The organism is Microbacterium petrolearium (assembly GCF_054782875.1).
On sequence record NZ_BAAGRQ010000025.1, the window covers coordinates 1 to 12906 of the forward strand.

8 protein-coding genes and 1 pseudogene are annotated in these 12906 nt (G+C 65.6%); 2 read left to right on the forward strand and 7 right to left on the reverse strand.

What is annotated here, in order from left to right:
• Nucleotides 1-170: 170 nt before the first annotated feature.
• A pseudogene (locus ACYVJ0_RS12910) lies at nt 171-1123 on the forward strand (IS3 family transposase); the annotation flags it as partial.
• A 164-nt stretch (nt 1124-1287) separates the two neighbouring features.
• The gene (locus tag ACYVJ0_RS12915) at nt 1288-2700 is read left to right on the forward strand and encodes a plasmid pRiA4b ORF-3 family protein (RefSeq protein ID WP_460818231.1); all 1413 of its coding nucleotides are present in this window, start codon (nt 1288-1290) and stop codon (nt 2698-2700) included.
• A gap of 45 nt (nt 2701-2745) precedes the next feature.
• Here ACYVJ0_RS12915 and ACYVJ0_RS12920 read toward each other — a convergent pair whose 3' ends face one another.
• The 7 genes from ACYVJ0_RS12920 to ACYVJ0_RS12950 form a co-directional block, all read right to left on the reverse strand.
• Entirely contained in the window at nt 2746-3705 is a 960-nt protein-coding gene (locus ACYVJ0_RS12920) for a nucleotidyl transferase AbiEii/AbiGii toxin family protein (RefSeq protein WP_460818232.1), read from the reverse strand.
• Nucleotides 3702-4292, reverse strand: coding sequence for a type IV toxin-antitoxin system AbiEi family antitoxin domain-containing protein (locus ACYVJ0_RS12925; protein ID WP_460818234.1), 591 nt, complete (start codon nt 4290-4292; stop codon nt 3702-3704). Before ACYVJ0_RS12925 ends, ACYVJ0_RS12920 begins: the two co-directional genes overlap by 4 nt.
• 103 nt (nt 4293-4395) lie before the next feature.
• On the reverse strand, nt 4396-4890 hold the full coding sequence (locus ACYVJ0_RS12930) for an ASCH domain-containing protein (protein WP_460818236.1): 495 nt from the start codon (nt 4888-4890) through the stop codon (nt 4396-4398).
• Entirely contained in the window at nt 4887-6905 is a 2019-nt protein-coding gene (locus ACYVJ0_RS12935) for a GNAT family N-acetyltransferase (RefSeq protein ID WP_460818237.1), read from the reverse strand. The genes ACYVJ0_RS12930 and ACYVJ0_RS12935 overlap by 4 nt, the downstream gene beginning before the upstream one ends.
• Before the next feature lie 121 nt (nt 6906-7026).
• The gene (locus ACYVJ0_RS12940; protein ID WP_460818239.1) at nt 7027-10365 is read right to left on the reverse strand and encodes a DUF499 domain-containing protein; all 3339 of its coding nucleotides are present in this window, start codon (nt 10363-10365) and stop codon (nt 7027-7029) included.
• Between the two features lie 89 nt (nt 10366-10454).
• The gene (locus ACYVJ0_RS12945; protein WP_460818241.1) at nt 10455-11981 is read right to left on the reverse strand and encodes a nuclease-related domain-containing protein; all 1527 of its coding nucleotides are present in this window, start codon (nt 11979-11981) and stop codon (nt 10455-10457) included.
• A gap of 10 nt (nt 11982-11991) precedes the next feature.
• Nucleotides 11992-12657: a hypothetical protein gene (locus tag ACYVJ0_RS12950; protein WP_460818243.1), complete on the reverse strand. Its 666-nt coding sequence runs from the start codon at nt 12655-12657 to the stop codon at nt 11992-11994.
• Nucleotides 12658-12906 lie beyond the last annotated feature (249 nt).

Genomic DNA, 12906 nt, shown 5'->3' on the forward strand with positions numbered 1-12906 from the left:
CGATCTCGCGGGCGATATCGATGAGCCGCCACCCCTTCGAGTGGAGACGGAGCGCGAGCTGCTTCTGCTCACGACTGAGATGACCATGCTTGCCCTGCAACGAATGCCTCCCGAGATCAGCGTCTGCTTCATCTCACAGCACTCATTGCGCTGACCGGTTGAATCCGCCCATCCTCCGTCAGGCGGCGAAGTATTTCGCCGGGGAGACGAACTGGTGAGCCGCTTCCAGTTCGTCAAGGACCACAAGGACGCCTACGGCGTGAAGCGGTTATGTGAGATCGTCGATGTCGCAAGGTCATCGTTCTACGCGTGGCTCGAAGCCGGCCCTGGAAGGGCTGCGCGGGCCGCGGCGGACGCGGAGCTCGCCGAACGGATCCGGGTCGTGCAGGACCCTGCCCGGGGCGGTGACCGCGCCTACGGCGCCCCGCGGGTCACCGCGGAGCTGAACGACGGCGTGCCCGCCTCACAGCGGGTCAATCACAAGCGGGTGGCGCGGGTGATGCGGGAGCACTGCCTGGCCGGGATCCGGCTGCGGCGCCGGGTGAAGACGACGGTCCCGGACCAGTCCGGACGCCGGTTCCCCGACTTGATCGGCCGGGACTTCACCGCCGAACAGCCCAACCAGCGTTACGTCGGCGACATCACCTACCTCCCGATCGCCGACGGCTCGAACCTCTACCTCGCCACGGTCATCGATCTCTGCTCACGCAAGCTCGCTGGCTGGCAGATCGCCGACCACATGCGCGTAGGGCTCGTCGAAGACGCCCTCCGCACTGCCGCGCGGGACCGCGGCTCGTTGGCCGGGTCTGTGTTTCACAGCGATCACGGATCGGTCTACACGTCCAAGGCCTACGCCAAGCTCTGCACGGACTTGAAGGTGACCCAGTCGATGGGCGCAGTCGGCACGTCCGCGGACAACGCGCTCGCGGAGTCGTTCAACGCGTCCTTGAAACGTGAGCTCCTCGAAGGACGCTCGACGTTCCCCGACCAGGCGACCGCCTACCGGGCCGTGTTCCGCTGGGTCAACCGCTACAACACGCGACGGCGGCATTCCGCGATCGGCAACATCAGCCCGAACGCCTACGAGAACACGATCTCGACTACGCTCGCGGAAGCGGCATAAACCGAAACGACACCGTGTCCAAGATCAGGGGCGAAGGCCCCGCGGTGCACGCGCCGCCCCCAGGCACTTCCCTGACCAGCAGTTGGGTGGAAACCGACGTGTTCCACGAGAATTGATCGCGATGGCGTATCCCGACGTGATGCGCCCGAGTCGGAAGGAGGAAGATGGCATCCGAGAAGTTCGAGGCACCGGAGCTTCAGAAGTTCATCGCCGCGCTGCGCCCCGACGACGATCATCTGGACGATCTCTGGCGCCGACCCGAGCCGCAGCTCCTCCCCGTCCCCTCGGTGGTGAGGGGTTTCCGCATCCGTATCGACCTGCAGCGCACGAAGCCGCCGGTGTGGCGACGTGTCGAGGTGCCGGGTGACATCCTCCTGCCGCGGTTGCATGAGGTGATCCAGGCGGCGATGGGATGGACCGACAGCCACCTGCACCGCTTCCGCACGAGCAATGACCGCAACGCTCCCGAGTTCCTCACCCAGTTCGACCTCGACGAGGGCGACGAGGGGATGCTCGAAGACGATGTTCGTCTCGATCAGGTCATCGCCGGCGAGGGTGATCGGCTCTGGTACGACTACGACTTCGGGGATGACTGGAAGCACCTCCTGCGCGTCGAGAAGGTGCTCGACGCCCCTCCTTCGGCTCCGGTGTGCGTCGGCGGGAAGCTCGCCTGCCCGCCCGAGGACTGCGGTGGCGTCTGGGGTTACGCCGAACTCGCCGACTGGGTGCGCAGCGACTACGACGATGCCCTCCGCCCCGAGGTGTTCGATAGCACGGCGGAAGGACGCGCGTGGCTGCCCCACGGCTGGCATCCCGACGCCTGCGACATCGATGAGACGAACGAGCTGATCACCTCCGTCACCGCGGAGCCGATCCCGGTCGTCGAGGAACTCGAGTCGCTGCTCGAACTGGCGCAGAACCGTGGCGCACGCGGCCTGCGCAACGCGCTCGCTAAGCCGGCTGCCTCCGGTGCGACCGATGTCAGCGCAGACGAGGCCGCTGATCTCACCGAGCCGTTCCGAGTGCTCCTCGACGTCGTCGGGGACGGCGTGACGCTCACCGGCGCCGGCTATCTGAAACCCGCCGTCGTCGAGCAGATAGCACATCGCACGGGCATCACCGAATGGTGGATCGGCAAGGCCAACCGCGAAGACCTCACCTGGCCCGTCTGGGAACTCCGCGCCACCGCGCGAGCGCTGGGGCTGGTGTCGGTGCGCAAAGGGCGCATCGCTCCGACTCGGGCAATCGCGGCACGGCGGGGCGATCCGCAGGCGATCCTGCGCCACATCACCGGCCGGCTCCCACTCGGAACGACCCCCGCCGAGCGACACGCCGGATGGATGGCGCTCGTCGTCGCCGCGAATGAGACACCCGCTGAACTCTGGGAGTCACGCATCAGTGAACTCTTGTTCGAACTCGGCTGGCGCGACCGCGAAGACCCCTACCGCGCCCCATCCCCCGACAGCCCCACGCTCGACGCATTCAACCTGCTCACCGGGGCGATGCGCGTGAACCGGCGACCCAAGAGCCTGAACACGGCCGTCGCAGCCATCGCCCGGACCGTCATACGGGCTTGACCGTCTGGTCACCAGATCAGGTGCCGCGAGGTCCGGCCGAAACCGTCACAGTTCCGCCCTACCTGTAGCCGATTCGGTCGACTCAGACGGTGCGCCGGATGCCGTGTGCCAGTTCCGTTCGACGGGGCTCCACAGGGCCTTGGCGTCGAGCCCGTCGAGCACCGGGTCGACGAAGTCAGCAACGACAGCGACGGTGTCGGAGAACCTCTCCGGCAGACTCGCGCCTGCGTCGCCGAGCCCCCTCCGGTAGGCGACATAGGTTGAGTCTCGGAGCACGGCGAGCCCCTCGGTGGCCTGCGCTAACGGAATCAACGTGGTCCCGCGGAAAGTTGCGGTCGCCGTGAGCGCGTCACGCAGTTGCCCGCACTGGAGAGCCTGTGTGCCGGTCAAGAGATGGATGTCAGCGAAGTCACGCACGCGCGTATTCGCTCGTCCCAGTTCGATCGCGGTGACGAGTTTCTCTGCGAGTACCGTCTCGATCGGGTAGCCCAGGACGCGGATCGGCGGAGCGTCCGGCCGCAGCGACGGCAGCACGACTGTTCGCGGGGCCGGCGTGACGGGGTCGCCGAAGTTGATGTCGAGCCGTAGCTTGACCTGCGCTGTCACGAGCCGTGCCGTCATCGTCACCCGCACGCCGGAATACAGCGCGTCATCACGAATCACCGCAGTGGTGGCCGTGTCGGGCAGGAACTCCACGCCGTCGTCTGGGTCTTCGATCGCGGCGATGTCAGCGACGCGGCGGGCCACGGTCTCTTCGTCAGAGGCCATGTTGCGCGCGAGGGCGTCGGCGTCGACCGTGGGACGGCGGGTGCCGAAGGAAGCCAGCAGCATCCCGCCCTTCAGGATAAAGTCCTCGGCGTACGGTGAGCGCGACATCCGCGACAGCCACCGCTCGACGATGTACATCGTGAGCAGTTCCTGGGTGCCACGGTTCTGGCGGCGAGCCTGGTTCTGCAGGTCGAGGTATGCGCGCCCTGCGGCGCTCTCTCGCGTGGGGCGACTCATCGGGCACTCGCAACATCGAGCGCAGCGCGCATCGGCCCAAAAGTCCCCAGCGCCTCCGCGTAGTCCAGCAGCAGTGCCGGTTTCGAGTTCGGCACTGCCAGGTATCGGTGAAGCGCGGCGTGCGCGATCGGCTCACCAAGGCGTCTCCGGAACCGCATGAGATCCACCACAGTCCTCGCCGCGTCGTAGATGCGCACGGGCTCCCCCGGCCCCGCCTCGAACGCGGTCAAACCGAGTTCGAACGTGGTCTCATCGAAGCGAAACACCGTCACAGGCGGGTAAGTGATCGCCGGCGTATGCGACCGGTTGGGAACCGCGATCTGCACCGACGCCGGCATCTCGTCCGTCAGCTCGTGGATCGCTGCCGCGGAGATACAGCACACAATCGCGCGAGGAGCGCGGTGCGCCACCGCGATCATGTCGGGGTACGACGCCGGGGACGCGTCTGCTCGACGGAAGACCCCACGCGAGAGCTCGATGATCTGCCCGCCATCTCGCCAGGCATACAGATCTCGCGGATGCACACCGTGCGCCCGCGCGGCCTCCGTCGTGAACGTCGACGGGAGCGAGTCATCCAACTCCTTCATGGATACAATCCTCGCACAGAACGCTCAACTATGTGTGGTTTTTATCCACCACTGGTCACTCCGTTGCGCCCAGCGTCAGGCAATCTCTCGCCGCTCCCCCTGGCTACGCCATCACGGGGATCATGTCAGTGCGCGTCGCCACCGAAAACTCGACCTCTTCCGTCTCGGTCTCTGCGTTGGCGCCCAAAGCAGTGAGCTTCGCGACTTCTCGACTGCTCAGATACCGAAAGCTCTGCGCTGGCTGGAGATGCAGCAGCCGACGCAGCTCATGAAGGGTCACCGCGTTCGCCCACCGTCTCGGCTCAGCGAGCTTAAGCACCGAGCACTCTGAAGCACCGATGAGATACTCAGCGAGCTCCGACTCTCCAATTCCGATCTCCTCGGAGTAGTCGCGCCAGATCTTGGCCGCGCTGCTGCGAATGAGCGACTCAACGCGCATAGTCCCAAGCACAGCCTTGACTGGCGACGACGAGTAAATCACTACGGTCGTATCTGCAGGAACATCGGGAAAACGGCGGCGAATCTCTGCAGTCTTGGTTCCATCGAGCAACGCCTGCGCAAAACGCGGGCGGACAGAAAGCAGAAGGGCCCGATTCATGCAGCCTGGACCTTGTCGGTCTGAAGTGCGATCACTTCGTCGAAGAACAGGGTATCGACTGATCTCATACTCTGTACCTGGCCTTTCACGTGTTGTTTGAAGATCTCGTCGTGCCGAGAAATAGTGCGCTGGAGACGTTCGGTGTCTTGGAAACGTATGACGCTGACGTTTCCATCCTTGCCAGCGGAGTCTTTAATGTCCGACTTCCGGAATACGCCGAGCTTCGCGAACCTCTCAATCGCCTCGTCAACCGGCACCCGCATAGCGTCAACCATCACAGACCATGCGATGATCTGGCTGAGTTGCGTCGTCTTATCGCTGCTCGCATACCACAGCACCCTCGCCGGCAGCTCCCGCGGTACAAAGCGCGAGCCCGAAAAATAGACAAGTTCGCGGGAAAGACCCAATCCGCGACGGCGTACCGGAAACAATCCGTCGTCAAGGCCGAAAAGCCTTGATGCCCACTTCGGCTGGATCGGGATGAGGTAAGCGGGGAGGCCCGCACCAGTGACTACAAGCGGCCACCTTTTCCTCTCAGCGCTCACGACCTCTGCGGCGGTGTTGGCCCCGAGGTCATCACAGGTTATGGTCGCCGGACCGAGGTCGGCTCCTCGCGGCATACCGTCGCTGAACCCGTCAGCGCGCAGGGCACCATCGAGCGCCTGCGAGATCGCCGGGTCGGTGATTTCGATCCGCGTCGCGCCGAAACCCCACGCGACCCGCCGGAAGTAGCGAATCAGCTGGAACGCCACTGTGCCACCGCGCTCGCCACGGAAAACTCTGAGGAGCGGAAGTCGAAGTACTCCGGAACCCACCTCGAACGCTGCGAGTGCCCACGGACGTCCGTCACCATCGTGGAGTTGCTGAACAGTGACCGACTTTGGTCTGGCCAGGAGGTCTCGAAGTCTCTGGTTGAACACGGCTGGCCTCGACTCTTCGCCGTACACGCGGAACATCGGTTCGAGCGCTGGGTCAACGCTGGTCACAACCCTCCATTCCAAGTCGCTGTCATCGATAAGTCGCGAACGGAAGTCGGACATGAAGGAGGCCGGGATGAGTGCGCGGATGAGTTCGTGTGGGCGAACAACCTTGACGCCACGCTCGTTGAGTTTCCAGACAGCAGCCGCGACATGGATGTTGCTGTCGTTCGTCACAAAGTAGTCAGCCCCCGCGTGGATGGCATCAACGAGCTGCAGGACATCTGCATTCAGACTGGGGTCTTTGGCAAGGAGCGCGACATCTACAGAAGCGAGCAATTCATCCTCGAGCGTTCGATCTGCTGGGCGGCGGGTACTGAGCCGTGTGAGGTGAGTCGTCGACTCCCGAAGGTGTTTCTTGTACGTTGGGTCGGCGATCTTGTTGATCTCGTTATTCACCTCTCCAGAAACAGCGAAGGTAACAAGTGGTTGCAGCCAGTCGGCTTTCAGCTCAGAGCTTTCCTCCCGATGGTCACGACGGACGCCTTCGGGCGAGAAGAGATCACCGACGATGTTCGTATCGAGTACTGCAAGTGGGAGGCCGGAGCCCAACGATGCGGCCTCGAGCAGATCGAGACCACCTTCGAGGTTGATCCGCTTAATCCAGTTGGTCAGGGTCGACCCGTTGAGCGCACGTCCGTTGCGCTCGGACGCTGCGTGCATCCCAAGCGACTGCCAGAACCCATCGATTCCGTAGTCAGCACGGCAGGCAGCCGTGAGGAAAGATCTACTGGGGTGAAGGCTGATCGCTTGCTCGACCAGCGACTTCGCGATCCCGCTGCCTCGCGCATCCGCACCGACGCAGAGGTGAACGAGCTTGATCAGGTTGTGCCTTGGGATGTCGTAAAGCAAGTAGGCAACAATCGTCCCGTCACGACGACCGAGTAGGAGGCCCGCATGCTTCGCCCGATCTCGGAAAGCGGCGTCGGGCATCGGGCCGAGAGTGGCGCGGTTCGCCTTGTGCAAACCAAGAACAACGGCAAACTGCGCCTCAGCGTCTGAGCCGTTCGGGTCCCAAACGACGGTGTCAACGCTCATTGCCGCCACCTCTCATACGCGTCTTCAGACTCTTAGCACGGCACAGGCCGTCCGAGCGTGCCGACGCACCTGGGGCGCGTGAACGAGGCTGCGGATGAGCAAGCGACCTGACCTCATTGCGCTACTCCGCCTCGAACTCGTTGGTGGTGAATTTCAGCGTCGTGGCGTTCTCGCGGATGGTGCGGAGCTGCTGCTCGGTGAAGCCGTCGGGGTGAACGGCATCGATGGAGAGCGAGATGGTGAGCTTCGCGCCGGACGCGGCGAGGTTGGCGAGCACTTCGGTGGCGATCTTGGCAAAGTCCGCCGAGTAGCGTTCGGCGCTGATCGGTGCGCTGCCGACGTACCGGGTCGTCGCAGCCTTCTTTGCAGGCGCGGGCGTCGTCGCTCCCCCCCGCACGGCTGCGGCTGCGGCTGCGGATGCCCCAGCGGTCGGAGAATCCGTGCCCGGCACGGGCGTGGCGCTACTCGAGGTGGCGGCCACGTCTTCGGCGCGCTGTGCTTCGGCCGGTGCGGGCTTGACGATCAGGGTCGCGTCGGTGACGGGCGCACGCCCGGTGTCGCCGGGCAGCCAGAGTCCGCTGTAGCGGTCGGTCGCCTCGTCGTAGCCGTCGGCGAGGGCGAAGCTCTCGCTCTGCCAGAGCAGCGGCTGGTTGTCGATGGCGTCGATCAGCACCTCGCGGGAGCGGAGCCGCGGCATGTACGGGTACTGCGCGTACAGGCTCCAGAGGTCGCCGACGGCGATGTGCCCGGTCGACCATGCGGCGGGCACCTTCGTGTCGAGTGCGAGCCGGATCGAGCGGGCGGCGTGCTGGGTGGAGTACGCGCCCGCGCTGCCGAGCTTCTTGGCGACGCGCTCGGCGAGCGAGCCCGCCTGCCCGTCGGCCTTGACTTCCTCCAGCTCGAATGGTGAGCCGGGGTCGGGTGCGACGGGGTTGAGTACCCACTGGTAGGTCAGTGCGAGCCGGTCGTCGACGGTGCGGCCGAACTGGTCGCGCTTGTCGGTGGCCTGTGCGAGCTGCTGCGGCGTGAGGTTCAGCTCGTTGGCCTTTTCGGCGATCTCCTTCCACGCCAGGTACGAGCGCGCGGCCTGGTCGAGTTCGGCCAGGCGCTCCTCGTCGGGCGCGAGGAACACGACCATGTTGCGGTTCGCGCGGTTCGCGGTGCCGCGCCGCTCGGTCGCGGCGCGCGCGAAGTCGTGGGCGGGCGAGTCGCCCTTCTTGCGGCGGTGCGGGTACTTCGGGTGCAGGATGACGAGCCGGGCCTGGTCGGTGTCGGGGATGTCGCCCGAGTCGGTCGGGCCAATGTGAACGCCCGCGAAGTCAGACCGAGCGCGCTCTTCGCCGCGTAGCCGCTTCACCATCTCGGCCCACACGTCCTCGGGGTGCAGCGCATCGGCCGCGTCCTTCGCACGACGCGTGATGTTGGCCTGGGTGTCGTACCAGTGCTTGCCCGCCGACGAGTAGTAGTACGTCGTGCGGTCGCCGAGCTGGGTGAGCGCGGAGTGGAAGTTGCCGACGACATCGCCGGGCACCGCAGTGCCGATGAACACCCGCTGCGTGTCGATGCCCTTGTGCGCGGTGCCGATAGTCGGTGCCGCGCCGAAGAACACGGTGCGGGCCAGCCGCTTGGTCACCGACCGCTGCCCGAGCACAGGCTTGTCGCTGTCGATGCGGGCGGGCTCGGAGTTCGTCCCGTCCACGTCGGCGTCGATGACGGCCTTCCACGAGTCCTGAAGGTACTGCGTCAGCTCCGCGTTCACGGAGGCGACCGACAGTGGGATCGAGCCGGGCAGGATGAGCGGTCCCTGGTCTTCGCCGACCCACAGCGCGTGGATGACGGCGTTCATCAGCCGCAGTACGCCGCGGGTGCGCTGGAACCGCTCCAGCGAGGACCAGTCCTCGTAGAGCCGGTCGAACAGCTCAGGATGCAGCGGGTAGGTCTGCTGGATGCGCCGCCCGTACTGCGGGTCGCGCGCCTCCTTCGGGAATTCCCCCGCATTGGCCTGGTAGAAGTCGCTGAACGCCTTCGCGGTCGCCGCGATCTGCGCGAGCGCGGCGGCGTCCTCCGACTCGAACAGGCGCTGCTTCACGATCCGGTACGCCTCGTCGCTGGAGGCCGGACGCCACTGGTCGGCCACCCGGCGCACGACGTTCTGGAGTCGCTTGAGCGCCTCCATACCGTTCGATCCGCCGACCTCCTCGGCCGCGCCCGCGACCTCGCCGCGGTCGTCGCCATCGTGCGAGGCGGGAATCGAGATGGCGAGCAGCACGCCGGGGATCGACTTCGCCGCCTCGGTCAGCGACTGCGCGAAAGTGAACTGCGTGTCGAAGGTGCCGCCCGCGAGGTCCTCGCGGCCGTAGAGCTGCCGGGCGTAGGCGACCCACTCGTCGATCAGGATCACTGCGGGCGCGTACTTCGCCAGCAGGACGTGCAGGTCGCCGCCGGGGTTGGTGCGCTTCTCGTCGTGCTCGCGCACGATCTCATACGCCTCGCGCCCGCCGAGCTGCCAGGCCAGCTCGCCCCAGAGCGTGTTCACGCGGGTGCCGTCATCCTTCGTCTCGCCCTGCGGTGCGAAGTGGTTGCCGACGAGCGCGACCCGGCTCGCGGTGATGCCCTCCGCCGGGTAGCCGTTGGCCGTCAGCAGCTCCTGCGCCTCCTGCGGGAACTTGGCGATCGGCAGACCGCCAGCCAGGTGCCACAGCGCGAGCATCGAGTGCGACTTGCCGCCACCGAAGTTCGTCTGGAGGTTCACCACGGGCGAAGCGTTCGTGTCCCCGGCCAGGCGCTTGACCGCACGACCGATCAGGTCGCGCAGACCCTCCGTGAGATAGGTGCGGGCGAAGAACTGCGCCGGGTCGGAATACTCCCCGCTCGTCGCCGCCGGGTCGCGGGCGACCTTGTAGAGGTCGGCAGCGAACTCGCTCGACTGGAAGTTGCCCGTCGCCACCTCGTCGCGCGGCTTCAGTACCTGCCGCCACGGGGCCAACCCTGACGCACCGGGCACTACGGTCGAGGACTTCAGCGCGCGCGAGTCCTGCTTGCCCGTAGCGATCCGCCGCAGGTCGAGCCGGATCGCGTCCACCTTGTCGGCCGCATACGCCTGCCCCACCGCGGCCAGCAACAGCCGCGCGTAGTCGAGCGCCCGCAGCGCCGCGTCGTCATCGAAGGAGGCGTTATGCGCCCACTGGTTGCGTGTCTCGCGCAGCAGGCTCGCATACGCCTCGTGCTCGCGCGTGACCGTGCCCTTGAACGGGTACCAGCCCTTCTTCACGCGACCCGTGAGGCCCTCGGTCAGCATCCGAAGCTGCACGGCAGGGTCTTCCCGGCTGTATGCCTTGCCGGTAATGCCCTTCTCCTCGTCGGCGAGCTTGACCACCAGCGCCCAATCGGAATCACCGATCTGCGGCTCCAGCACCTCCGCGATGAACGGGTCGAGCGCCTCCGCAAGGATCTCGAACATCCGCCCAATACGGTCACGATTTGATGTCGCCACTAGAAAGCCTCCTGACCTCCCAGGCTACCGGGGGCCTGCGACAGAGGCGTGGTCGATCACCCTTCGGGCGAGTTCGAGGGCACGTCAGCTGACGCATCGGGGAGCGAGTGACCCAACGCGGCGATGACGGGAAGCGATTCGAACGCCGACTTGAGGATGGGGTTCTCGCCCAGCGTGAAGCCGTCGATCCAGCTCCGTGCCTCGATGACGTTCCTCGGCTGGACGAGAGTCGCTGTCTTGCTGATGAACCCGAGCCAGTCCGTTCCCGCCAGCGTCACGAGCTGCTCGATGAAGTCGATCCCGACGATGCTGACCGGGACGTTGGCTTGCGTCATCTGAGCACGGATGTAGACCTCGTTGGCAAAATCAAAGTTGCCGAGCGTCACCACGAGCCCGATCAGCGGACGATCCGCAGGGATGGATGACAGCTCCGGCTGCCCATCGTCGATGAGCTGGGCGGTCTTGTTGATCTGCTCGATACCCTTGTTGAGCCGCTGATGCGCGTCGCCGAATCCGTCGAGCCCTTCGCGTACCGCCGCAGTCGGGACGGAGTTCTTGCACTCGATCAGGAGCACTGCCTCAGGGAGCACCACAAACCAGTCGATGGTCTTCTTCGCGTTGCGACCGTCCTGATAGACGATCTCAGGGATCACCTCAGCGTGCTCGATGAGGCGTAGCTGGCGTCCGACGTACTGCTCAAAGAGCTGCCCAGCGTCGTCGGTGAACCGCTGCTCCCAGCGTTCGAGACCCGAGTACAGGACTCCCTGCACGGAGGTTCGCAGCTCAATCATCTGCACGCACGGGGCAATCCACTCGCCTGGCACGATTCCGCCGACCAGCGGCCGCGCCACGAGCGGGTTATAGGCGAACGGCTCGCGGACGAACCGCTCGTTCGGGGTCCCGCCTGGCGCATCGACCGCGGCCCGCCGAGCGATCTTGAAGGCATCGATGTCCGTGAGGAACTGCGCCTCGGTCACCGCGCTGAATACCTCGATCCCGCCCATGTCATCGACAACGGAGAGCATTCGCTCATCCCACGGGAACGGGTACCGGCTTCCGCTCAGCGCCGCCGCCCAGAGACAGAACCCGATGGAAACGAAACGGGCAACCGATGCTCCCAGCAGATCCTCCTCCCACCCAGCGGCCATGACACGCGGCGTGTAGCCGTCGGGGAAGGCTGTCTCGGCGTACAACGCCACCGGCCGCGACAGCTCAGCGAGCCCAGCCCGCTGATGCGGTGCCTGCTGCGAGACGTAGCGCGACAACCCACGAACGAGGTCGTCGATGCCGTTCAGAGGCCCCGGCTGCACGAGGTGCATGAAGCGGTTGCAGATCAGCTCGACGTCGGCGTAGGTAGGTCTCCTGCCACCGCTCGTGCCTCGGCAGATGAGCACTGCGGCGACTCCCGCGACGGTCCATGGCAGCACGTTCTTCACTTGACCGCTCGGCAGAAGCGTTTCGCCATTCCAAGTCCGTGACGCCTGGTAGAGGAGCCAAAGAAGCTGGTCTCGGTCGTATCGACGGCACAGCGAAACGAACTCCTGATAGGTCACAGGGGTCGACTCGTCGCTGCGTCCGGGCATCGCGCGAGCGTTACTCGTCGAGCGCGTCGAAGTCGAGCGTCGCGACCGTGCTGACGGGCGCAGCCGTCCGCCCGGAGTCGAGCAGCTCCGACCACGACGTGGCGATGCCGTTGAACGAGATCGCGTCCTTCGTCCACCCGTTCTTCTCCGCCACCTGGAACAGCAGGTACGCCAACTCCTTCACGAGGTCGAGGTCGACCGCGCCGTCGGATCGGCGGCTCGCGTCGTGCAGGAACGCTCCCGCTGCCGGGATGCCCTTCGTCTCCTGGATGCGGATCGTGTGCTGAAGCGCCTCCCACGCCGACGTGTGCTGGTCGGAGGTCACGTCGTAGTCGGCCGGCAGATCAGTTGGACGGTAGAGCTGCACCTTGCCTGCGCGGGCGCTCAGGATGCCGCCCCGCTCCATCGCCGAGACCGCCGTTGCGCGCGCTCGTGCCAGGTTCTCGGCGTCGCCGAACGCCCCAGCCTCGTAGCCGTTGCTGCGGTACCAGGCAATCGCGAAACGTGTGGTCGGGTCGAAGTCGCCCTCCTGCTCGGTCAGCAGCTCGTCCAGCACCTCATTGATGCGCGCGAGCGCCGAACGCACCGACATTTCCGAACCGTCCGACTCGATGACCTTCGCGTATCGGGAGAACACCGCCATTCCGGGGCCGATGGCCGACTGCGGGAGGTCCACCGGCGCGATCCCGCCCTGCTGCAACTCCCTCAAGGCTGGGCCAAGCTCGCGCTTCATCGCCGCGATGAAGCCGCGGCGGTCGGTAACCGCAGCATCAATTGGACGTGGGCGCAACGCGAGCACCACGGGGCTTGACCCTTGATCTTGGACACGCTGATTCCAGCACGATGCTGGGGGGAGCGAGAATCCAAGGATGGCCAGGAAGAACTACACGGACGAGTTCCGTCGCCGAGCGGTGGACTTGTACGA